We start from the raw sequence: 22,863 nt of genomic DNA, 5'->3' as shown, positions 1-22,863 counted from the left end.
ATGCAAGAATCTATTAAAAGCATTTTTACAGAAAGTATCCAAGCGCAAATAGCCGCTGGTGAAGTACTGCCCGATGCACTAGAGGCTTCAGCCCTCACCATAGTGCAGGGTTTAATTAACGGCAATAAACTTCTGTGCTGTGGTGTAGAAAGTTGCCATATGCTGGCACAGCATATGGCAGGCCTGTTGGTAAACTTTTATGAAACTGAGCGCCCTTGCCTTCCGGCAGTGGCGTTAAGCCAGTCGAGCATTCAACTGGGCGGCCAGTCAAATTATGACGATGCGGATCGATTCGCTCGCCAAGTAAGGGCCTTTGCACAACAAGGTGACTTGCTGCTGGTCATTGCTGTAAACGGCAATGAAAAGGAGGTGGTAAGCGCCACAGAGGCCGCCTTAACCAAAGATATGAAAGTAATAGCATTGGTGGGCGATGATGGCGGTGAACTGACTGGGTTACTAGGCCCTAATGATGTGGAAATACGTGTACCGAGCAAGCGTCCTAGCCGCATTGTCGAATCTCATTTATTTATCACCCACTGTTTAAGCCAACTAATAGACAATACTCTATTTCCACAAGGGGAGCAGTAATGAGTATAAAACCAGTAGCGCTGCTGTTATGTGTTTCTTTACTTCAAGGTTGTGCAGCTGCAGTGGTAGCTGGAACGGCTGGCGCTATTTCAGCCGCAGATGACCGCCGTACCATTGGCACTCAAATTGATGATAACAACATCGAAATTAAAGGCATGATGGCCATTAGAGATGTTGAACGTTTAAAAGAACATGCCAATATCAACCTGATCAGTGTGAATGGTATTGTGTTATTAGTCGGCCAAGTTGCCAATGAAGAAATGCGCCAAGAGGCGCAAAATGCACTCAAGCAAGTACCAGCGATTCGCCAGATACATAATCAAATCCGTATCGGCAGCAACATCAGTATCACGACACAAACTCATGATGTATGGCTTACCTCAAAAGTGAAGACTCGCTTACTCACCAATGAGGAAGTGAGTGGCAATAACATCAAAGTCGTGACAGAAAATAGCGAAGTCTTTTTGATGGGTCTGGTCAGCAAAAAAGAAGCGAGCAAAGCGGTCGAAATCGCGCGCCACATCAATGGCGTGGCACGTGTCGTTAAGGCATTTGAATACCTATAAGAGCTAATAAAAAACCTGCCAATTGGCAGGTTTTTTATTATTCGATTGAATTGAAGCTTACTTTATTACGCGCAAGTGGGAACCTTTTTTCTTCTCAGGTTCATCACTCGGTGATACTTCTTCAATTTCTGGCGTTTGTGGTTCTTCCTCTAGAAACTCTTCTTGAGTAAAGACAGTGCCTTCGCCATTCTCTCGTGCATAAATCGCTAATACCGCACCGATTGGTACATACACTTGCATAGGCTGACCACTAAAGCGTGCATTAAAGCTTAGCTGGTGATTATCCATTGCAAACTGTGTAACCGCTGACGGGCTAATATTCAACACAATCTGCCCATCCTGCACAAACTGTATCGGCACTTGAACCGCTGGATATTCAGCGTTAACAACAAGATGTGGTGTACACTCGTTGTCTACTATCCAGTCATAGAAGGCTCTCAGTAAGTATGGGCGATTAGGTGTCATTATGCGCGGATCTCACGTTCTGCTTCGGTTAGTGAAGCTTGGAATGAATCACGTTCAAATAAACGTAGCATATAGTCTTTCAGCTCTTTCGCACCGGCACCATTTAGCTCAATGCCTAATTGAGGCAGGCGCCAAAGCAGAGGTGCAAGGTAGCAGTCAACTAAGCTGAATTCTTCGCTCATAAAATAGGGAGCTTCATTAAAGATAGGAGCAACCGCAAGTAAAGCTTCTGTTAACTCTTTACGAGCTTGTACTTCTTCAGCACCACCTTGCATAATTTTCGCAGCAAGACTATACCAGTCAGTATCAATACGATGCATCATTAGACGGCTACGGCCACGCATTACTGGGTAGACAGGCATAAGTGGTGGGTGCGGGAAACGCTCATCAAGGTACTCATTGATGATATTCGCTTCATATAAACCCAACTCACGGTCAATTAACGTTGGCACAGTGCCATATGGGTTAATCTCATGTAAAGCCTCTGGCAGGTTATCCTTCTCTGCTAGATGAATATCAACACTTACCCCTTTCTCAGCCAATACGATACGTACTTGGTGGCTATACATGCAGTTTGCACCAGAGAAAAGAGTCATTACAGGGCGCTTATTGGCAGCAACGGCCATGCCTACCTCCATTAATAATTACAAAAGTAATAAATCACTTTAAACAGCAATAGGGGCAAATGCCCCTATTACAAAATTACTTTAGATTTGCTCAACTTAGTGAACATCTCTCCAGTATTCTTTTTTCAATAAGAATGCCAAGATAAATAGAATAACTAAGAATCCTAACACCTTCATACCTAGTGCTTCCGACTCTAAGCGAGATGGCTCGCCTACATATGCCAAGAAGTTTGTTAGGTCACGTGCAGCTTGATCATACTCATCAGTACTCATCTCGCCTGAACCATCGGTTTCAACACCAACAACTTTAGTTACCGTCTGTCCATGTTCTTCCACTTCTTCAGTGATTGGCATTGGTAAACCTTGTAACTCTTGAAGTACATGAGGCATACCTACCGAAGGGAAGATGATGTTATTTACGCCAAATGGACGAGACTCATCTTTATAGAAAGACTTAAGATAAGTGTAAATCCAATCAGCACCACGAACACGAGCAACCAATGTTAGATCAGGTGGCGCAGCACCAAACCATTTCGCTGCATCATCAGTCTCAATGGCATTCAAAATGTGGCTACCCACTTTTGAGTCATCAAAAATCAGTTGCTCTTTACCAACTTCAGTTGGAATTCCGATGTCTCTGAACGTGCGCTCATAGCGCTGGTATTGCATTTGGTGACAACCAAGGCAATAGTTCATAAATAACTTTGCACCACGTTGCAAAGATGCCTTATCTGTTAAATCTATATTAGCATCTAAAGTTGGCACAGAAGGTCCTGCTGCCATTGCAAACGTTGGCAACAATGCGAATAAACCGATAACTAGCTTTTTCATCATTTCGTCAACCTCGTTGGCAATGGTTTAGTGTTTTCATTCTTCGAGTAGAAGAATAGTAACACAAAGAACATAAAGTACGTTACTGTCGTGATTTGAGACAACAGCGTCTTAAAGTCTGTTTGAGGCGTTGCACCAATCCAACCTAAGATCACAAATGTAACGACGAACTGTGCGATATTAAGCTTGTGCAAACCACAGCGATAACGAATCGACTTCACTTTACCACGGTCAATCCAAGGCAATAGGGCAAGTACTACAATTGACGCACCCATAGCTACAACACCTAATAACTTATTAGGAATAGCACGTAAGATTGCATAGAAAGGTGTGAAATACCAAACAGGGAAAATATGTTCTGGCGTCTTCAGTGGGTTAGCCGCTTCAAAGTTAGGCGCTTCTAAGAAGAAACCATTCATCTCTGGAGCAAAGAACACAACCCAACAGAAAATAATCAAAAATCCAGCAACACCCAAGATATCTTTTACGGTGTAGTATGGGTGGAACGGAATTGCATCAACAATGTCTTTTTTGCTGGTGTAATACTCATGGAATTGGAACTTAGGCTTATCTTCTTCAGCCACAGTGCCTTTTTTACGTTTGATTTCAACGCCGTCAGGGTTATTTGAGCCCACTTCATGAAGCGCAACAATGTGTAAAAACACCAAGATAACCAAAACAAGCGGTAACGCGATTACGTGAAGCGCAAAGAAACGGTTAAGCGTCGCACCTGAGATAACATAGTCACCACGGATCCAAAGTGTTAAGTCATCACCAATAACTGGAATAGCACCAAATAGCGAGATAATTACCTGAGCACCCCAGAACGACATTTGTCCCCAAGGAAGTAGGTAACCCATAAACGCCTCAGCCATCAATGCTAAGAAAATGAACATACCGAATAACCACAGTAGTTCACGCGGTTTTTGGTAAGAGCCGTAGATCATGCCACGGAACATATGCAAGTAAACAACGATAAAGAACGCAGAAGCGCCAGTTGAATGCAAGTAGCGTAGTAACCAACCATACTCAACATCACGCATGATGTATTCTACAGAGGCAAATGCTCCTTCAGCTGAAGGAACAAAGTTCATAGTAAGCCAAATACCAGTTAAAATTTGGTTAACTAGAACAAGAATGGCAAGTGAGCCAAACAGGTACCAAAAGTTAAAGTTTTTTGGTGCTGGATATTGAGCAATGTGCATATTCCAGACGCGAGTCATTGGAATACGTTCATCAATCCAATTAATAAGATTACCGAACATTACGCAACCCCTTCTTCTTCACCAACCATAATGGTTGTTTCATCAATAAAGGTATACGGCGGGATCTCTAGGTTTAATGGAGCCGGAACAGATTGGAATACTCGACCTGCCATATCAAACTTAGAGCCATGACATGGACAGAAGAAACCATCTTCAGTGCCTTCAACCTTTTCACCAAAACCACCTTGTAGGAAACTAGGTGAGCATCCAAGGTGAGTACAGATACCAACCGCCACAAATATTTCTGGACGCTTAGAACGATATGGGTTTTTAGCTGAATCTAGCTGTTGAGGTTCTTCAGATGCTGGATCACGAAGTTGACCTTCGTGAGCTTTCATTTGCTCAAGCATCTTAGGTGTACGAGATACAATCCAAACTGGTTTGCCTCGCCACTCAACACGAATTAATTGTCCAGGTTCAAGCTTGCTGATATCTACTTCTACAGGCGCACCTGCAGATTTAGCTCGCTCACTTGGATTCCAAGACGCAATAAAAGGAACAGCAGCCCCAGCCGCACCAACACCACCAACAACAGAGGTAGCTATGGTTAAAAAGCGACGTCGGCCATTGTCTACAGGCGCATTGCTCATCCACTTATCTCCACTATGATTCTCAACACTTGCTATATTGAGAACATCAGTTACAGCAGGTTAATTTTAAGAAACTACAAAATAGAAGCGATCATAAATAAATCCCTTGATTAAAACAAGGTTATTACAGACCCATGCCCCAATAAACCCAAACTTGGTTAGGTTACTTTGAGCATGAGGCCGATGGTATATGATACGCTAATCTAAAAAACAATATACTGACCAAGATCAACCTCCACTGAGGCCCAAAACCCATCACATGAGTAGGTTTGAACTCGCTCACTTTACTTGCCCTGCAATTGTAGCAAAAAAATACGCTGAGTTATCGCCCGATTTGCACTAAATACGCTAAATATTGCACTTTTTTTATTAGCAAATCTGAGGATTAGCAAAAACGATGGTTAATTGAGCGAAGAGAGCAAGATGTAAGAAATATTTATCACTGTTATTAAAAGCATTAAAAAACAAAAAACCCAGCATAAGCTGGGTTTTTGAATTCTTGAAACGTAAAAAATTAACGTTTTGAGAACTGTGTCTTCTTACGTGCTTTCTTAAGACCAACTTTCTTACGCTCAACTTTACGAGCGTCACGAGTAACAAAGCCAGCTTTACGAAGAGTAGGACGAAGTGACTCGTCGAATTCCATTAGTGCACGCGTGATACCGTGGCGGATTGCGCCAGCTTGACCAGTCATACCACCACCTTCAACAGTGATGTAAAGGTCAAACTTCTCTGTCATTTCAACTAGCTCTAGAGGCTGACGAACAACCATGCGAGAAGTTTCACGACCGAAGTATTCTTCGATAGAACGCTGATTAATTACGATGCTGCCAGTGCCTGGGCGTAAGAATACGCGAGCACTTGAACTTTTACGACGACCTGTACCGTAGTATTGATTTGCCATGAGTGTGCTCCTTAAATGTCTAGAACCTGCGGCTGTTGTGCCGCGTGGTTGTGCTCGCTACCTGCGTAAACTTTAAGTTTACGGTACATTTCACGACCTAGAGGACCGCGAGGTAACATGCCTTTAACCGCTTTTTCGATGATCATTTCAGGCTTTTTAGCTTGAAGTTTCTCGAAGTTCACAGACTTAAGACCGCCAGGGAAGCCAGTGTGAGCGTAGTACATTTTGTCCTGAGTTTTGTTACCAGTTACAGTAACTTTTTCAGCGTTGATAACGATGATGTAATCACCAGTATCTACATGAGGAGTGTACTCAGCTTTATGCTTACCGCGAAGGCGACGAGCGATTTCAGTAGCGATGCGACCTAAAGTTTTACCTTCAGCGTCAACTACGTACCAGTCACGTTTTACAGTTTCTGGTTTAGCAACAAACGTTTTCATTTAAAAATCCAATGTTTTCAATTTAAAACCACAGGTAATCGAATGATTACCGCTTACTATATGAGTGCTTTAACCCCTTCGAGTTTAAGACTTTTTTGCCGCTCAAGTCAGTGGCTAAGCCGACGAGGGCAATAGAACGCAACGTGGCAGGCCGCGGATTATAGCAACTCTATCTTGGCTTGACTAGCGCGAGACTGTTTTTTCTACAAATTAATTGTTAAGTGCTTATCCATTAACCGGCTATCTTCTATGCAAGGTGCTCACGCGCCAAATATTCAAGAGATTGCATCTCCTGAAGACGGCTAATACAGCGTTTAAACTCAAAATTGAGTGTACCTTGCGTATACAATTCAGTGATAGGTGCCGCAGCTGAGATAATTAAAGTGACATTACGCTCGTAAAACTCATCAACCAGCGCAATAAATCGCCTTGCGGCATCATCATTATGCTGCCCCAATTGCTTAACGTTCGACAAAATTACCGTGTTATAAAGACGACTGATTTCCATATAGTCAACTTGCGAACGTGCGGTTTCGCATAGTTGGCTGAAATCAAACATCACGATGCAATCAGACACTTTACGTGTTTGGATCAAGCGACCTTCAATCTCTATTTTCTCATTCAAACGACCTGGTTCAGGCGAAAGTTTATCAAAATATTCAAATAAATTTTGATCTGCTTGCGTGTCTAGCGGGCTGTGGAAAATTTCAGCTTGTTCAAGTGTACGTAAACGGTAATCAATACCTGAATCTACATTAACCACTTCGGTATTCGCTTTTACAAGTTCGATGGCGGGTAAGAAACGAGCACGCTGCAAGCCATTTCGGTATAACTCATCAGGCACAATGTTGGACGTTGCAACCAGTACAATGCCTCGAGCAAACAATGCTTGCATTAAGCCACCTAATAACATGGCGTCAGTGATGTCTTGGACAAAAAATTCATCAAAACAAATAATGTCGGTTTCTTGCTTAAATTTATCTGCGACGGTTTCTAGAGGATTTTTAACGTCTTTGAGTAGTGTAAGTTCATCATGAACTCGGTGCATAAAGCGGTGAAAGTGCACACGCATTTTGCGCTCTGTTGGTAATGCTTCGTAAAAAGTGTCAACTAAGTAGGTTTTGCCACGACCCACACCGCCCCAAAAGTATAGACCCTTTACGTGTAATTCCTTAGGCTTGTTAAATAGCTTTGCAAACAGCCCACTTGGTTTAATGCTTGGTGCAGTTAAATCATCATACAGACGCTGTAAATGCTTTACCGCATTTTCTTGAGCAGCATCATATTGAAAGTCTTCGCGTAACAAGTCTTGTTGATATTTTTCCCAAGGTGTCATAACAATTTACATAGTTCTACGTTTTTATTTGCTTGCTATATTAACACGCATCGATTCTAAGCGTATATTTAGGTTACCAATTGAATTTAGCATTTATCGCATTCTAGCCCTGCATTTCACAGCGCCTCGCGATTATTAGGAGAAATACATGACTTCATTAGCTTGGGTAGGACTTATCATTATCGTTGCCGTAGCGGCCTTTTTTATTGGTTCTATATGGACTAAAAAGCAGTTCAAGCATGGAGAGCTGGAACAACAAACGCAACAAGCAAAACATGAGCTCGAGCAATACCGCCAAGAAGTTGCCGATCATTTAGCCAGTACTAAAAAGTTAATGAGCAAAATGCAGGACAGCTACGGCCAGCTATTAAACCATTTTGAAGAAACTAATCAGGTACTACTTACAGAGAAGCCAAGCCATCCTAGTGAGCCTTTTTTCTCAAAAGAGACTACGGAACAACTTCATGCATCATTAAAAAGTCGTCCCGAGCGCCGTCGCAGCGACAGAAACAATGAAGGCGTCGCTCAGCCAACCGATTACGTTGACGGCGAAAGCGGCTTATTTTCGGGTGAACGGTTAAACGTTGAGCAATCAAAAGCCTCTTGATGAACTTTTTTTTGACCCCATAGTCAGTAAATATAGTTTTTTACAATAGCGAAATAGCGCGTAGCTCTTTTAAGTTACGCTCGCTTTTTCAATGCTTTAACGCTTTTGCGGAGTATTTACTGACTATGAAATTGAAACACTCGTTATTAACAGCAGCTATTCTTTCCACTTCATTATTACTAGGCTCTAACGTAGCCCTTGCAAAATTACCCGTTGCAGTAGATGGGCAAAGCCTTCCAACCTTAGCACCGATGCTTGAGCGCGTCACACCGGGTGTCGTCAGCATTCAAGTGTCAGGTGCGAAAGAAGTGAGACGCCGAGTTGATCCATTTGATTACTTTTTTGGCAACCCACAACCGCGTAGCCAAAAGCGTCAATTTAGTGGACTAGGCTCAGGCGTTATTATCGATGCAGATGAAGGTTATGTCGTTACCAACAATCACGTTATTGCCGATGCCGAAAAGATCATTGTTACTTTAGAAGATGGTCGTGAGTTTGAAGCCAAGCTGGTTGGAACAGACAAAGAGTCGGACATCGCCTTACTTGAAATCGACGGCGATGATCTGACTGAAGTGAAGTTAGCCGATTCAGACAAGTTGCGAGTGGGTGACTTCTCTGTCGCAATTGGCAATCCATTTGGTCTTAGCCACACAGTCACCTCAGGGATTATCAGTGCGCTAGGTCGAAGTGGATTGAATATTGAAGGTTACGAAGACTTTATTCAAACAGATGCTGCAATTAACCAAGGTAACTCAGGCGGTGCACTTGTTAACTTGCGAGGCGAACTGATTGGTATCAACACAGCCATTTTAGGTGCATCTGGCGGTAACGTAGGTATTGGCTTTGCGATCCCATCTAACATGATGAAGAACCTAGTGGATCAAATTGTTGAATTCGGCCAAGTTCGACGTGGTTCTTTGGGCATTGAAGGCCGCACGTTAGATGCCGGTATCGCGAAAGCGCAAGGATTTGATGTTAAACAAGGTGCCTATGTTGCGCGTGTCATTAATGACTCTGCGGCATCAGAAGCCGGCATTCAGGCGAATGATGTTATTGTGAGCGTGAATGGTGATGAAATTCATAGCTTTGCGGAACTAGCAAGCAAAATAGCTACAATAGGTGAAGGCCGCACCGTAAAACTGGGTGTATATCGCGATGGTAAAGAACGCACAATTAAAGTAACCCTCAAAGGTCAAGGGGAAGCTCAGGCCCCAGCAGATAAAGTACACCCTATGCTCCGTGGCGCAGTACTTGAAAGTGGTGAGCGAAACGGTAATAAAGGCGTGGTTGTAACTTCCGTAGAGCCACGCTCTCCAGCAGCTCGCGTTGGGCTAGAAGAAGGCGACGTGATTATGCAGGTTAATCGCCAACGAGTAGATAGTATTCGCGACATGAGCAACCTGATTGAAGATATTCAGGGGAATATCGTGTTAGGAATTAAGCGAGGCCGAGACTCGGTATTCTTACTCATTCAATAAAATAAATTAACATTAAAAACACAGTGGCCCTTGCCGCTGTGTTTTTCTTTGTGCATCATAAAACTACAAACTTTAATTCATAAAGACTGCGCTCGTGTTTAAGCTAATTCGTTTTCTACTTCCGCCTTTTGTAGGCGGCCTATTTATCGCGTTTTTAATCATTTGGTTTACGCCTAGTTTGAAGCATTCCATCTTACCTAAGCTGGATGTTTCCAGTCATTACACCAGTCGGCATATGAGCTTTGCTGACGCGGTACAAAAAGCCTCTCCAGCTGTAGCGACTATTTTTTCCGAAAGCATTACCTCTGTACCACGCTACATGCGCGCCAATACCACTCAAGAGCTAGGCTCAGGCGTGATCATGTCTGCTGATGGTTATATTTTAACTAATTATCATGTCGTCAATGATGCCGATCAGATCATGGTGATCTTAACCGATGGGCGCCGCTTTGATGATGTACAGGTGATTGGTTATGATACCATTTCAGATTTAGCCTTATTGAAAATTGATGCCCAACACCTTCCTGTCATCCCTATCGATGACACATTCAGCCCCCGCGTTGGCGATGTTGTGCTTGCTATTGGTAACCCGCTTAATTTAGGTCAAACAATTACCCAAGGCGTGATCAGTGCAACGGGTAAACAAGCGCTTACAGACAGCCCCTACAATAACTTGCTACAAATGGATGCTGCGGTGAATGTCGGTAACTCTGGTGGCGCGCTGGTCAACTCAAACGGAGTACTTGTTGGCATCACTTCAGCTCAATTTAGAACTCGATACAATATTGATATTCAAGGTATTTCATTTGCAGTACCTTATAAACTCGCCAAAGAAGTCATGGAAAAATTGATCCGAGATGGACGCGTTGTACGTGGCTACCTCGGTTTTACCGGCTCTGCGGTTGACAACACAGGAAAAGAAGTTACCGATTTATATACCCGCATTGTAGGCTTGAGGATCAGTGATTTAGATCCGTTAGGGCCAGCTTGGCAAGCTGGTATGCAAGAGGGAGATATCATAGTAAAAGTAGCAGGCGAGCCTGTAACTAACCCACAACGAACATTGAAGTTTATTGGTAATACTAGACCTGGAACACGTCTTGAGTTCCAAGTGTACCGAGGGGATGCGTTACGTACTTTTACCTTGGTAGTAGCAGAGCTTGAAACCAGAGCAAATTGACCAGCGAAATTCAGCCAAGCGGATACAAAAAAGCGAGTAAACATCTTACTCGCTTTTTCAATAATTCAGTAGCTTAATTATGCTTACGTTTTATTTTCGCACCCAACTTACTGAGCTTGTTTTCAATACGCTGGTAACCACGATCGACATGATAAATGCGGTCTACAACCGTTTCACCACTGGCGACAATTCCCGTTAGGATCAGGCTGGCAGAAGCGCGTAAATCTGTCGCCATAACCTGAGCACCACTAAGCTTATCAGTATCACCACAAATAGCGGTGTTACCTTCTAAGCGAATGTTTGCACCCATACGTTGCAACTCAGGTACGTGCATAAAGCGGTTTTCAAAGATAGTTTCTGTGATCGTTGCACTACCCTGAGCAACTACATTCATTGCTGTGAACTGGGCTTGCATGTCAGTTGGAAAACCTGGGTGCGGCATAGTCTTAATATTAACAGCTTTAAGCTCACGGCCACGCATATCCAGATAAATACTGTCTTGGGTTATTTCCAACTTAGCATTAGCTGCTCTGAGTTTATCCAACACTGGCTCTAGGCTAGTATGATCGGTATTTTGACACAGCACCTCCCCTTGCGTCATCGCAGCTGCAACAAGGAAAGTCCCTGTTTCGATGCGATCAGGCAAAATTTTGTGCTCACAACCGGTCAATTTCTCAACACCCTGCACTTCGATTCGGTTTGTACCAGCACCCGAAATCTTTGCACCCATAGCCATTAAACACTCGGCTAAATTAATAATTTCTGGCTCTCGAGCAGCATTTTCTAGTACAGTTGTACCTTCAGCAAGGGTCGCTGCCATGAGCAGGTTTTCCGTCGCACCTACACTCACCGTTTCCATATAAATTTCAGCGCCTTTTAAACGACCATTAACTTGTGCGTTAATGTAGCCATTATCTACGCTGATCTGAGCGCCCATACGCTCAAGTCCGCTAATATGTATATCAACTGGACGAGCGCCGATAGCACAACCACCAGGTAACGAAACCTGCGCTTCCCCAAACCTAGCTAAAAGAGGGCCTAGTGCCAATACAGATGCACGCATTTGCTTGACAAGCTCGTACGGTGCAAGCACTTTATCCACCGTACTCCCATCTACTAGCAATACATCGCCTTGCCATTTGATACCTGCACCGAGCGTTTTCAAAAGCGCTTCGGTGGTACCAATGTCACGAAGTTGAGGAACGTTAGAAAAACGACTTTGCCCATCTGCTAGCAAAGCGGCGAATAAAATAGGCAGTGCCGCATTTTTGGCACCTGAAATAGTGACTTCACCGGCTAAAGTGGTGCCACCTTGGATAACAAACTGATCCATCGTGGCTCCATTATTGTGGAAGAATAAATTTGCGCTCGCGCTGCCATTCCGTCGGTGTAAAAGCTTTAATGCTCACCGCGTGGATCGTGCCATCTGAAATAGTACTCATTAATGGTCCATACACAAGCTGCTGCTTTTTCACTCGGCTTAAACCGTCAAAGCACTCTCCAACTGCAATCACTTCATAGTGATTGCCATTCGCTTTAACTATAACTTCTTCAAGTGATAGTGCATCACGTAGTAAAGTTTCGACTTGGTTTGTTTCCATTAGACTCACTCAAATAAATTAGATACCTGACCCAGTGCCATCAAATTATGGAGCTGTTCAGGGATATTTTTAAGCTCAAGGCGTTTACCTTGACGCTGCAATTGACCTAAAGAGTGAATTAACCAAGCTAAGCCCGCTGTGTCAACCCTTGAGACCTCAGAAAGGTCAAAATAGCGTGTTGACTGCACATTTTCTATCTGTTGATTAAGAAGGCGTTCATCCACCAAGCTATTTCGTGTCAGCTCACCTTTAATAACAACGAGCTGTTCATCTTGTCGAACAAACTCTAACTTATTTACTGCCATCATCCCCCCTAAATTGCACAGGAAGTTGGCTTTTTTTATCGAGTAAATCAATCACATGTTCTATACCTTGCTGGCGCAATATGCCATGTAACTCACTTTGTTTTGCGTCGAGTAAACTGATCCCTTCAGCCATCATATCGTAAGCGCGCCATTCGTTATCTGAGCCACGTCGAACTTTAAAGTCTATTTTAATGTCAGGCTTGCCCGCTTCAACAATTTTGGTCTTAACTATCGCAACTTGATCATCAGCAAAGTCTTTGGCTTGTCCAAATTCAACTTGTTGATTTGTATACTGAGTAAACACCCCAGCATACGTGGCTACAAGATAATTTTTAAATACCTCGATAAAGGTTTTGATGTGCTCTACAGCTTGGCGCTTCTCTTCTTTGTTTGTGATATTTCTCACCTTTTGAATGTAGCTTCCCAACACACGATACGATGCATATTTATAGTCTATGTAGGGTAAAAGCTCTTCCTCTACAATCACTCTCAGGTGTTCTTTATCTTGCGTAATGATAGCTTGATCTTTGGCAATGCGTTTGAAGGTATTGTCCGCAACTTGCTGCACCATCTTATAAGGATCATTTAAATCAACTGGAGCTTTAGCAATTGCAAACGAGCTTGCTACAAGCGCCACAACAGCAAAAAATAATCTAACAATCATCACTATTACTCACTACCTTGGTTAAATAAGAACTGGCCTATTAGCTCTTCCAGTACTAGCGCTGATTTCGTATCTGTCACAAGATCACCATCTTTCAACGCCTTACTTTCAACACCAAACAAGTCATCTAGCTCAGAGCCAGCGTTTCCAGATACTTCATTACCTAAACAAGTTTGTTTTGCCGACTCTGAGGCAATAACAGGAGAAATACCTAAGTATTGTTCACCTAAAATGCCTGAAGTAAGAATAGACACTGACGTCGTATCTGAAAACTGACATTCATAGCTTGCATCGATACTCATTGACACCACAGGCACAAATTCTTGTGGATGAATGCTAATGCCATCTACTCGGCCGACCACCACACCACCGACTTTTATCGGTGCGCGTGTTTTTAATGAACCAATATTTTCGAACTTGGCGTTTAACGTGTAAGTCTCTCCATTACCGCTGATGCCTGAGTTAGCGACCTTAAGTGCTAAAACAGCAAAAGCAGCAACACCAAGCGCCACAAACAACCCTACTAATATTTCAATTTTCCGTGTATTCATTTGTATTTAAAACCTTTTAACCTGAAAACATCACAGCAGTTAGTAGGAAGTCAAACCCTAATACCGCCAATGAAGAATGCACCACAGTCTCTGTTGTTGCTTTGCTGATCCCTTCCGATGTGGGAATACAATCATAGCCTTTATAGAGCGCTATCCACGTCACGATAAGGGCAAACACAAAGCTCTTAATCATGCCATTTAAAATATCTTTTTCGAACGAAACTTGCGACTGCATAATTGACCAGAAACTACCTGAATCAACACCTAACCAATCAACTCCAACCAAATGAGCCCCTAAGATAGCAACCGCAGAAAATATTAGTGCCAGTAATGGCATACTGATAAAGCCAGCCCAGAAACGTGGCGAAATCACGCGACGCAATGGGTCTATTGCCATCATCTCTAAGCTAGAGAGCTGTTCCGTTGCTTTCATCAAGCCTATTTCTGCAGTCAGAGCACTACCAGCTCGGCCTGCAAACAATAATGCCGTTACCACAGGGCCAAGCTCTCGTAACAAACTCAATGCAACCAGAGGCCCTAAGCTATCCTCAGCGCCGTAACCGACTAATACGGTATAGCCCTGAAGTGCTAACACCATGCCAATGAATAAACCCGATACCATGATGATCAGCAATGACTGATGGCCTACCATATAAAGTTGACGGATTAATAAAGCAGGTCCTTTACGTAAATTAGGCACACTCACCAGAGCACCAAGTAACATACGTGTAGCACGGCCAAGAGAAGCAAAACGACTAAGCGTTTTGTGACCGATGGTTTGTAATAAATTAATCACGATGCCACTCCCGATAACAACTCCTCTTCGTAACCTTTCGCGCGATAGTGAAATGGTACCGGGCCATCTGAAAGACCTTGTAAAAACTGCTGCACCAACTCAGATTCATGCTGAAGCATCTGTTCTGGTGTACCGCTACCTATTACGCCCTGCTCAGCGATGATCACGACATGATCCGCGATACTCAATACTTCGGTCACATCGTGGGTAACGATAAGCGATGATAGTCCAAGTACTTCATTAAGTGATTTTATTAGCTTTACCAAAACCCCCATTGAAATTGGGTCTTGCCCAGCAAAGGGCTCATCATACATGATAAGTTCAGGGTCAAGGGCGATTGCTCTTGCCAATGCTGCACGGCGCGCCATACCTCCAGACAATTCTGATGGCATTAAATCTTTAGCACCGCGCAACCCCACTGCCTGTAGTTTCATCAATACAACAAGGCGGATTAATTCTTCACTTAACTTGGTATGCTCACGCAGTGGAAAAGCCACATTGTCAAATACCGACATATCGGTAAACAATGCGCCACTTTGAAACAACATACTCATTTTGGTGCGAATATCATATAGCGCTTTTCGCGACATACTGGGAATACTTTGCCCTTCAAAAAGAATGTCACCTTGATCGGGCTTCAATTGCCCACCAATCAAACGCAGCATGGTGGTTTTACCTATGCCACTTGGGCCCATAATGGCCGTGATTTTTCCCTTTGGAACGGAGAAACTCATGTTTTTATAGATGATCCGATCACCGCGTGAAAACGTCACATCCTTGATTTCTACAATTGCTTGCGACAAGTCGCTCTCCACATCTACTTTTTCTGATTTTGTCATAATACGATTTTTTGCCCTTTTAAGGAAAAAAGTTTTCGTAAAATTTTGTAATATAGCGTGACTGAGTAAATCCTGAATAACTTGTCACTTCCCCCCTAAAAGCCTTCAATTACTTATACTTTTGCAAGTGTATTTGATACTATTTGCGCCAACGTTAGTTAATCAATCGGCTTCTCTTTTTATGGTTTTATCTTTTGTCATTTTGATCCTTGGATTTGCAGCACTTGTTTGGAGCGCCGATCGTTTCGTATACGGAGCAGCAGCCTTAGCTAAAAACTTTGGCGTGCCAACCCTAATCGTCGGCTTAACAATCGTAGCAATGGGATCGTCAGCACCTGAGATGATGGTTGCTGGGCAGGCTGCGCTTGCTGACAAAACGGACACCGCTGTAGGGAATGCGATAGGATCTAATATCGCTAATATATTACTCGTTTTGGGCATAACAGCGCTACTGAGGCCTCTGTCAGTCAGTTCTGGTATCTTAAAAAGAGAAATGCCATTACTCATATTAGTGTCGCTGGCCGCTTGGTTTATTGTCAGTGATAACCACTTTAGCTTTTACGAAGGTATAGCACTGCTGATAGGCTTTATTGCTTTCCTTGTTGCACTGATAGTTATCACTAAAAAAGGCTATGGTGGGGATGACCCACTCGTTAGCGAAGCGTGCGACGAAGTACCGAATGATGTGCCAACCTCTACAGCACTGTTTTGGCTTATTGTTGGTATGGTGCTTTTGCCTTTAAGCTCAGGCTACTTAGTTGATGCAGCCGTTGATATTGCCAAGTATTTTGGTATGAGCGATTTGTTGATTGGTTTAACCATCATCGCGGTTGGAACCAGCTTGCCCGAGTTAGCCGCCTGTGTGGCGGGCGTGTTAAAAAAAGAAGACGATCTTGCACTAGGCAACATTATTGGCTCTAATATATTCAATATTCTCGCAGTGTTGTCTATCGCTGGCATTATCAATCCTGCAACTATCGACGCCAATATTGCCACAAGAGATATATATATAATGCTCACAGCGACATTAGCGCTAGTGCTAATGAGCTTAAGTTTGACGGGGACACGTCGTATTAATCGTTTTGAAGGGGCCTTGTTACTGGGCTGCTTTATTGGTTACATGTATTACATTATCTAGGATCTTAGCCATGCTATCTAAGCAGTTTAAAGATACAGCCACACGCGTTATTGATATAGAGCGTCAAGCGATCCAAGAAATTGGCCAATATATAGATCAACATTTTGCTGCCGCATGTCAGGCCATCTTTGATTGTGAAGGCAGAACCATAGTTATAGGTATGGGTAAATCGGGCCACATCGGCAATAAAATTGCAGCGACCTTTGCTAGCACCGGCACCCCAGCCTTTTTTGTTCACCCGGGTGAAGCAAGTCATGGCGACCTAGGTATGATCACCAAACAAGACGTTGTGCTGCTCATCTCAAACTCGGGTGAAACAAGCGAAGTACTCAATATCATTCCTGTCATCAAACGCATTGGTGCCAAAACCATTTCTATGACAGGAAACACTGAATCTTCGATGGCAAAATTATCTGATATTCATTTATGCATTGCCGTATCCCAAGAAGCATGTCCTCTTGGACTTGCTCCAACAGCCAGCACGACTGCAACACTGGTAATGGGCGACGCATTGGCCGTCGCGCTTTTAGAAGCCAGAGGGTTTACGGCAGATGACTTTGCCCTTTCTCATCCAGGTGGCTCATTAGGCAAACGTTTACTACTCACACTGGGTGATATCATGCACACAGATGAACAAGTCCCAAAAGTTTCCCATTTAAGTAGCATCAAGGACGCCCTATTTGAAATGTCTTCCAAGGGGCTTGGTATGACCACCATCATCAATGAACAAGGACAGCTACTCGGTATTTTTACCGATGGTGATTTACGCCGTATTATCGAACAACGCATCGATTTACATGCCACACTTATTCATAAAGCCATGACAGTTAACTGCACCACAGCAACAGAGCACATGTTAGCTGCAGAGGCACTTAATATTATGGAAACGAAACGAATTAATGGTTTGGTAGTCATAGATGATGAAAAGCGTCCCATTGGGGCCCTAAACACACAGGATTTGTTACGTGCAGGAGTGCTCTAGCATGATGTCACGCGTTATAAACACAGTGAAATCATTCATCAATAGTTCAGAACGCCACGACTATGGTGATAATATGTGCAGCATTTGGCAGCTTTTCATGTTGAGATATGTATTATGAGTAACACTCGGGTGCTCATATTCGCGATTTTTGTCATCGCAATGACATGGCTTTGGTATCCTTACTTGACGCAAAATGATAGCCAAGACAATAAGCAAAATGATGTTATCGCTAAGCCCGACTACATCGCAATGCAATTACAGCAAACATCATACAATGAAACAGGCGTCAAAAGTTACACGGTGACTGCAGACAAAATGGAATTGTATCAAGAGCTGGGCTTTAGTCATTTTACTAAACCCGTTTTTACGCTCTATAACGGCCCACAGAATTGGCTGATATCAGCAACGGAAGCAACGCTATACGAAAATAATACGCTTATGTTGGAAGGCAATGTTGAGGCAAAAAACCTAACGACAGGTGCAATGATTAACTTGATAAAAGCAGACAATATCCGTGTTGAAATAAAAGAACGTTTGATGCAATCGGAGCGACCCGTAGAGATCACAGGACCTAGCCTGAAAATTAACGGCAAAGGCCTTTACGCCGATTTAAACACAGATATTATCGAACTAATTAACCATACTCGAACTATTTATTATGACCAATAAACTCATGTATTCTCTCGCGGTGGTCAGCCTACTATTCGGCCAGCTCGCACTAGCTCAATCAACAAACCCTGTCAATGAGGTATCAATTAAAGCAGGCAAACAACAAGCTCAATTGAAAACCAATATTGGCATTTTCGAGCAAAATGTCGAGATCATTCACGGCAGTCGAAAAATCAATGCCGATAAGCTAGAAGTACATCGAAGAGAAGAGCTTGGTGACAATAAACAGTTACTGGTGGCAACGGGTTCTCCTGCTCGATTTTCGGAAAAACAGCCGGACGGAACAGAACTGACCGCAAGTGCGCAAGAAATTCGCTATGACGTAGCCAACCGCACTTTAGTGATCAAAGGAGATGCCAAAATCAACCAAGCTGGTCAAATTATTCGCGCACAGTCAATAACATATGATATGGAAAAACAGCTGATCAGTGCAGAACGTGGTGAGCAAGACAACGCGCGAGTCCACACGATTTTGGTTCCAGAAAAAGCCCCAAAGCAAACAGGCAAAGGTAATTAAGCATGAGCGTGTTAACAGCAACTGCTTTAGCAAAAAGCTATAAAGGGCGACAGGTCGTTAAAAATGTAAGCCTAAGTGTTGAAGCTGGTAGCATTGTTGGGCTGCTCGGTCCAAATGGTGCAGGAAAAACAACGAGCTTTTATATGATCGTTGGATTAGTACCCAGCGATCATGGCTCTGTATGCATCAATGACCACGACATCACCTTACTGCCGATGCACAACCGTGCTCGACTTGGAATTGGCTATCTTCCTCAAGAGTCATCCATTTTTAGAAAGCTAACCGTTTATCAAAATCTCATGGCTATTTTAGAAACTCGTAACTCGCTTAATAAAGAAGCACGCGAGCAAATAGTGAACGAGTTGTTAGATGAGTTTAATATTCAACACATTAGAGATAGTTTAGGTATGGCTCTGTCTGGTGGTGAGCGTCGCAGAGTAGAAATTGCTCGCGCTTTAGCCGCAAATCCTAAATTTATCCTATTAGATGAGCCTTTTGCTGGTGTTGATCCAATTTCAGTGTTAGATATAAAGAAAATTATCGAACATTTAAAAAATCGTGGCATTGGTGTACTAATCACCGACCACAATGTTCGGGAAACCCTTGATGTATGTGAAAAAGCTTATATTGTATCACATGGTGAGCTTATCGCCTCGGGCACGCCAGAGCATGTTTTGGCGGATCAAACCGTGCGAGATGTCTACCTTGGTGAGCAATTCAGGCTATAGTTAAAACATTCTAGGTCACAATAATAATAGAGATTAGAAGGATTGTTAAAGGTACATGAGGCAATCGTTACAGCTGCGCATGGGGCAGCAACTTACCATGACACCACAACTACAGCAGGCAATACGTCTGTTGCAGTTAAGTACGCTAGATCTTCAGCAGGAAATCCAAGAAGCACTGGACAGTAATCCTCTTTTGGAAGTAGAAGAATCTGACGCGGATCTCGATACCTCGTTACAAGAAAAAAACGGTAAAGATAACAGCCAAGATGATGGGCATAACGATGGCCTAGACAGTGAGTCGGTAAGCGATTATGAAATGGACTCTGATGCGGCATTAAGTAAAGATACCGTTAGTGATGAATTGGCTATGGATGTCACTTGGGACGAATACATGAGTGCGGCACCAGCCGCTAGCAGTGGCCCAATGCCTGAAGATGAAACAATTTATCAAGGTGAAACCACCGAAACCTTGCATGAATACCTTATGTGGCAGTTAGAATTAACGCCATTTAGCCCTATTGACCATGGTATCGCAGTGGCTATCGTTGAGGCCATTGATGATAACGGGACATTAACCTTAAGCACCGAAGAAATACTCGACAGCATTAATGATGGTCATTCTGGTGAGCCCATAGAACTTGATGAAGTTGAAGCCGTACTTAAACGCATTCAATTATTTGACCCTGTCGGGATTGGTGCGCGCAACCTGCAAGAATGTTTGTGTATTCAGCTCAACCAATTTGACCAAAAGACAACTCCTTGGCTGAATGAAACAAAAATGATTCTAAACGAGCACATAGATTTGCTCGCTAGCCGTGATTATCGAACGTTGATGAAAAAAACAAAGCTTAAAGAAGCCGAGTTAAAAGAAGTCATGACACTCATTCACAGCTTAAACCCAAAACCAGCAGCCAGTATCATTCGAGAAGAGTCTGAGTACGTCATTCCTGACGTATCCGTGAAAAAAATGAAAGGTCGCTGGGTGGTGGAGCTCAACCCAGAATGCATGCCAAAAATTCGCGTTAATGACCACTATGCCTCCATGTCTCGCTCTGTAAAATCAAGCTCAGATAGTCAGTTTATCCGCTCGCATTTACAAGAAGCTAAATGGTTTATTAAAAGCTTAGAGAGCAGAAATGAAACTTTAATGAAAGTTACCAATTGCATTGTGCAACAACAACAGGCATTCTTTGAGCATGGCCCTGAAGCAATGCGACCTATGGTGTTAAACGATGTTGCAGAGATGGTCGAAATGCACGAATCAACTATCTCTCGCGTAACAACACAAAAATACATGCACACACCTAGGGGCATTTTTGAGCTGAAGTATTTCTTCTCTAGCCATGTAAGTACCGAAAACGGAGGTGAGTGCTCATCAACAGCGATTCGAGCGCTTATCAAAAAGTTAATAGCTGCTGAAAATACAGCCAAGCCGCTGAGCGATAGCAAAATAGCAGACATATTAGCAGAGCAAGGAATTAAGGTGGCCCGACGCACCATAGCAAAATATCGGGAGTCGTTAGCCATTCCACCGTCTAACCAGCGTAAAAGCTTGATTTAGACGTATTACTAAAGAAGGAAAATGCTTATGCAACTAAATTTAACTGGTCGTCATGTAGAAATCACTGATTCATTAAGAGACTATGTCAACAACAAGTTTGCGAAGCTAGAAAGGCATTTTGATCACATCAATAATGTACATGTGATCTTAGATGTTGAAAAGCTGGTCCAAAAGGCCGAAGCCACCTTGCACGTAAATGGTGGAGAATTATTTGCTTCAACAGAACATCAGGATATGTACGCGGCGATCGACGGGCTTATTGATAAGCTAGATCGTCAAGTGATCAAACACAAAGAGAAGCTTACTCGACACTAATCATGAAACTAAGCTCGATTATAAACAAGGACTGCAGTAAAGCTGCGGTCCTTTTTAATAGCAAAAAACGTGTACTTGAATATATCAGTGAACTGGCGCATGAGCAGTTGCCTCAACTAAATCAGCACGATATTTTGAACGCATTAATGACCAGAGAAAAGTTGGGCAGTACAGGGATCGGCAAAGGGATCGCAATCCCTCATGGCAGAATGGCAGGTATTGAACAAGTAACAGCAATGCTGTTAGTCAACCAGCAAGGTATTCCATTCGATGCGATTGATAATAGGCCCGTAGATATTTTTCTCGCGCTCATTGTGCCTGAAGGCGATAACCAACAACATCTTAAAACGTTGGCTGAAATTGCAGACAAGCTCAACGATAAAGAGTTTTGTAAACAGCTAAGGAACGCTAGCAATGATGATGAACTTTATGAGATTATTGCTTCAGCACACTAGGTAACTAAGAGAAGCATTATGGAATTAATCATTGTCAGTGGCCGCTCTGGTTCAGGAAAATCAGTGGCGCTACGTGTACTTGAAGATCTAGGCTATTATTGCGTCGATAATATCCCCGTTAACTTACTACCTTCATTAGTTAGAAGCGTATCTGACAACTTCGATAAAATTGCGGTTAGTATAGACGTGCGCAACCTTCCAAAAGAGCAGCAAGATTTCAACGATATTCTAGAGTATCTACCGGGCTTTGCTAATCCGATGTTGTTCTACCTAGACAGTGATGATAACACCTTGATCAAGCGATTTTCTGAGACTCGTCGCTTACATCCGCTGTCGATGAACGATTTGCCATTAGATTTAGCCATTCGTGAAGAAAAACAGCTACTAGATGTGCTCACTTCACGTGCCGATGTACTTATCGATACAACTGACCTCAGTGTTCACCAATTAGCGGAAACCATTAGAGAACGTATTCTAGGTAAAAAAGACAAACAGCTCATCGTTACCTTTCAGTCTTTTGGATTCAAACACGGCATTCCAAAGGAAGCGGATTATGTATTTGATGCACGCTTTTTACCCAACCCTCACTGGGAGCCTGAGCTAAAACCACTAACTGGCCTTGATCAACCCGTCAAAGATTACTTAGCAAGCCATAGCATAGTGCAAAAGTTTACTTGGCAAATTCAAACCTTTGTGCAAACTTGGTTACCACATTTAGAGCGTAATAATCGCAGCTATCTCACCATTGCAATTGGTTGTACCGGTGGACAACATCGCTCCGTTTATTTAGCACAAACAATTGGTGAGAGCTTTGCGCGCACCCACCCGAATATTAAGATCCGCCATAGAGAACAAGACAAGTAGAA

The 22,863-nt window shown here is 43.1% G+C and carries 29 protein-coding genes; 14 read left to right on the top strand and 15 right to left on the bottom strand.

Annotated elements, in window-relative coordinates; translation table 11 throughout:
• Together ACW689_RS14765 and dolP are read left to right on the top strand one after the other, a co-directional pair.
• A complete protein-coding gene (locus ACW689_RS14765; RefSeq protein ID WP_476292692.1) occupies nt 1-588 on the top strand; it encodes an SIS domain-containing protein in 588 nt (195 codons plus the stop codon).
• Nucleotides 588-1,154, top strand: coding sequence for a division/outer membrane stress-associated lipid-binding lipoprotein (gene dolP, locus ACW689_RS14760; protein WP_476292690.1), 567 nt, complete (start codon nt 588-590; stop codon nt 1,152-1,154). Before ACW689_RS14765 ends, dolP begins: the two co-directional genes overlap by 1 nt.
• A 57-nt stretch (nt 1,155-1,211) precedes the next feature.
• On the opposite strand, the gene ACW689_RS14755 is transcribed toward dolP, so the two are convergent.
• The 8 genes from ACW689_RS14755 to zapE all read right to left on the bottom strand — a co-directional run bounded on the left by ACW689_RS14755 (nt 1,212) and on the right by zapE (nt 7,611).
• Nucleotides 1,212-1,619, bottom strand: a complete 408-nt coding sequence (locus ACW689_RS14755) for a ClpXP protease specificity-enhancing factor (RefSeq protein ID WP_476292688.1) — start codon at nt 1,617-1,619, stop codon at nt 1,212-1,214.
• A complete protein-coding gene (gene sspA / locus ACW689_RS14750; RefSeq protein WP_476292686.1) occupies nt 1,619-2,245 on the bottom strand; it encodes a stringent starvation protein SspA in 627 nt (208 codons plus the stop codon). The genes ACW689_RS14755 and sspA overlap by 1 nt, the downstream gene beginning before the upstream one ends.
• A gap of 96 nt (nt 2,246-2,341) precedes the next feature.
• On the bottom strand, nt 2,342-3,079 hold the full coding sequence (locus tag ACW689_RS14745; RefSeq protein ID WP_476292684.1) for a cytochrome c1: 738 nt from the start codon (nt 3,077-3,079) through the stop codon (nt 2,342-2,344).
• Nucleotides 3,076-4,341, bottom strand: coding sequence for a cytochrome b (locus tag ACW689_RS14740; RefSeq protein ID WP_476292682.1), 1,266 nt, complete (start codon nt 4,339-4,341; stop codon nt 3,076-3,078). Before ACW689_RS14740 ends, ACW689_RS14745 begins: the two co-directional genes overlap by 4 nt.
• Nucleotides 4,341-4,931, bottom strand: coding sequence for a ubiquinol-cytochrome c reductase iron-sulfur subunit (petA, locus tag ACW689_RS14735; protein ID WP_476292680.1), 591 nt, complete (start codon nt 4,929-4,931; stop codon nt 4,341-4,343). Before petA ends, ACW689_RS14740 begins: the two co-directional genes overlap by 1 nt.
• A 514-nt stretch (nt 4,932-5,445) precedes the next feature.
• On the bottom strand, nt 5,446-5,835 hold the full coding sequence (gene rpsI, locus ACW689_RS14730) for a 30S ribosomal protein S9 (protein WP_070983178.1): 390 nt from the start codon (nt 5,833-5,835) through the stop codon (nt 5,446-5,448).
• Nucleotides 5,836-5,846: 11 nt separating this feature from the next.
• On the bottom strand, nt 5,847-6,275 hold the full coding sequence (gene rplM, locus ACW689_RS14725; RefSeq protein WP_070983177.1) for a 50S ribosomal protein L13: 429 nt from the start codon (nt 6,273-6,275) through the stop codon (nt 5,847-5,849).
• Between the two features lie 247 nt (nt 6,276-6,522).
• Complete coding sequence (zapE, locus tag ACW689_RS14720; RefSeq protein WP_476292678.1) at nt 6,523-7,611, bottom strand: cell division protein ZapE; 1,089 nt, start codon at nt 7,609-7,611, stop codon at nt 6,523-6,525.
• Nucleotides 7,612-7,759: 148 nt separating this feature from the next.
• Here zapE and ACW689_RS14715 point away from each other — a divergent pair, with 148 nt between their 5' ends.
• The 3 genes from ACW689_RS14715 to ACW689_RS14705 all read left to right on the top strand — a co-directional run bounded on the left by ACW689_RS14715 (nt 7,760) and on the right by ACW689_RS14705 (nt 10,876).
• The gene (locus ACW689_RS14715) at nt 7,760-8,218 is read left to right on the top strand and encodes a Z-ring associated ZapG family protein (protein WP_476292676.1); all 459 of its coding nucleotides are present in this window, start codon (nt 7,760-7,762) and stop codon (nt 8,216-8,218) included.
• Between the two features lie 125 nt (nt 8,219-8,343).
• The gene (locus ACW689_RS14710; RefSeq protein WP_476292674.1) at nt 8,344-9,696 is read left to right on the top strand and encodes a DegQ family serine endoprotease; all 1,353 of its coding nucleotides are present in this window, start codon (nt 8,344-8,346) and stop codon (nt 9,694-9,696) included.
• Nucleotides 9,697-9,790: 94 nt separating this feature from the next.
• Complete coding sequence (locus ACW689_RS14705) at nt 9,791-10,876, top strand: trypsin-like peptidase domain-containing protein (protein ID WP_476292672.1); 1,086 nt, start codon at nt 9,791-9,793, stop codon at nt 10,874-10,876.
• A 73-nt stretch (nt 10,877-10,949) separates the two neighbouring features.
• Here ACW689_RS14705 and murA read toward each other — a convergent pair whose 3' ends face one another.
• From murA to ACW689_RS14670, 7 genes are read right to left on the bottom strand one after another with little or no spacing between them, the layout of a single operon-like run.
• Nucleotides 10,950-12,209: a UDP-N-acetylglucosamine 1-carboxyvinyltransferase gene (gene murA / locus ACW689_RS14700; RefSeq protein ID WP_476292670.1), complete on the bottom strand. Its 1,260-nt coding sequence runs from the start codon at nt 12,207-12,209 to the stop codon at nt 10,950-10,952.
• A 10-nt stretch (nt 12,210-12,219) separates the two neighbouring features.
• Nucleotides 12,220-12,477 carry a BolA family iron metabolism protein IbaG gene (ibaG, locus tag ACW689_RS14695; RefSeq protein ID WP_476292668.1) on the bottom strand — a complete coding sequence of 86 codons (258 nt, stop codon included), beginning with the start codon at nt 12,475-12,477 and terminating at the stop codon, nt 12,220-12,222.
• Between the two features lie 5 nt (nt 12,478-12,482).
• Nucleotides 12,483-12,782, bottom strand: coding sequence for an STAS domain-containing protein (locus ACW689_RS14690; protein ID WP_476292666.1), 300 nt, complete (start codon nt 12,780-12,782; stop codon nt 12,483-12,485).
• A complete protein-coding gene (locus ACW689_RS14685) occupies nt 12,769-13,443 on the bottom strand; it encodes an MlaC/ttg2D family ABC transporter substrate-binding protein (protein WP_476292783.1) in 675 nt (224 codons plus the stop codon). Before ACW689_RS14685 ends, ACW689_RS14690 begins: the two co-directional genes overlap by 14 nt.
• Before the next feature lie 8 nt (nt 13,444-13,451).
• Nucleotides 13,452-13,997: an outer membrane lipid asymmetry maintenance protein MlaD gene (mlaD, locus tag ACW689_RS14680; RefSeq protein ID WP_476292664.1), complete on the bottom strand. Its 546-nt coding sequence runs from the start codon at nt 13,995-13,997 to the stop codon at nt 13,452-13,454.
• A gap of 16 nt (nt 13,998-14,013) precedes the next feature.
• Nucleotides 14,014-14,793 carry a lipid asymmetry maintenance ABC transporter permease subunit MlaE gene (gene mlaE, locus ACW689_RS14675; RefSeq protein WP_476292662.1) on the bottom strand — a complete coding sequence of 260 codons (780 nt, stop codon included), beginning with the start codon at nt 14,791-14,793 and terminating at the stop codon, nt 14,014-14,016.
• A complete protein-coding gene (locus ACW689_RS14670) occupies nt 14,790-15,632 on the bottom strand; it encodes an ATP-binding cassette domain-containing protein (protein ID WP_476292660.1) in 843 nt (280 codons plus the stop codon). Before ACW689_RS14670 ends, mlaE begins: the two co-directional genes overlap by 4 nt.
• 181 nt (nt 15,633-15,813) lie before the next feature.
• Between ACW689_RS14670 and ACW689_RS14665 the strand changes: the two genes are divergently transcribed.
• From ACW689_RS14665 to rapZ, 9 genes are all read left to right on the top strand, one after another.
• On the top strand, nt 15,814-16,770 hold the full coding sequence (locus tag ACW689_RS14665) for a calcium/sodium antiporter (protein WP_476292658.1): 957 nt from the start codon (nt 15,814-15,816) through the stop codon (nt 16,768-16,770).
• A gap of 10 nt (nt 16,771-16,780) precedes the next feature.
• A complete protein-coding gene (locus ACW689_RS14660) occupies nt 16,781-17,752 on the top strand; it encodes a KpsF/GutQ family sugar-phosphate isomerase (RefSeq protein ID WP_476292656.1) in 972 nt (323 codons plus the stop codon).
• 114 nt (nt 17,753-17,866) lie between these two features.
• Nucleotides 17,867-18,421, top strand: a complete 555-nt coding sequence (gene lptC, locus ACW689_RS14655) for an LPS export ABC transporter periplasmic protein LptC (protein WP_476292654.1) — start codon at nt 17,867-17,869, stop codon at nt 18,419-18,421.
• Entirely contained in the window at nt 18,411-18,938 is a 528-nt protein-coding gene (lptA, locus tag ACW689_RS14650) for a lipopolysaccharide transport periplasmic protein LptA (protein WP_476292652.1), read from the top strand. Before lptC ends, lptA begins: the two co-directional genes overlap by 11 nt.
• Before the next feature lie 2 nt (nt 18,939-18,940).
• Nucleotides 18,941-19,666 carry an LPS export ABC transporter ATP-binding protein gene (lptB, locus tag ACW689_RS14645; protein ID WP_476292650.1) on the top strand — a complete coding sequence of 242 codons (726 nt, stop codon included), beginning with the start codon at nt 18,941-18,943 and terminating at the stop codon, nt 19,664-19,666.
• 55 nt (nt 19,667-19,721) lie between these two features.
• A complete protein-coding gene (locus ACW689_RS14640; protein WP_476292648.1) occupies nt 19,722-21,227 on the top strand; it encodes an RNA polymerase factor sigma-54 in 1,506 nt (501 codons plus the stop codon).
• 27 nt (nt 21,228-21,254) lie between these two features.
• The gene (gene hpf / locus ACW689_RS14635; RefSeq protein ID WP_476292646.1) at nt 21,255-21,542 is read left to right on the top strand and encodes a ribosome hibernation promoting factor; all 288 of its coding nucleotides are present in this window, start codon (nt 21,255-21,257) and stop codon (nt 21,540-21,542) included.
• A gap of 2 nt (nt 21,543-21,544) precedes the next feature.
• Nucleotides 21,545-21,997 (top strand): PTS IIA-like nitrogen regulatory protein PtsN, encoded by a 453-nt coding sequence (gene ptsN / locus ACW689_RS14630; protein WP_476292644.1) that lies wholly within the window; start codon nt 21,545-21,547, stop codon nt 21,995-21,997.
• Nucleotides 21,998-22,015: 18 nt separating this feature from the next.
• Nucleotides 22,016-22,861 carry an RNase adapter RapZ gene (rapZ, locus tag ACW689_RS14625; RefSeq protein WP_476292642.1) on the top strand — a complete coding sequence of 282 codons (846 nt, stop codon included), beginning with the start codon at nt 22,016-22,018 and terminating at the stop codon, nt 22,859-22,861.
• Nucleotides 22,862-22,863 lie beyond the last annotated feature (2 nt).

The organism is Pseudoalteromonas sp. ABE4_541 (assembly GCF_056312285.1).
Note: the sequence above shows the minus strand (reverse complement) of the source record. Positions and strands in the feature narration are given on the sequence as shown.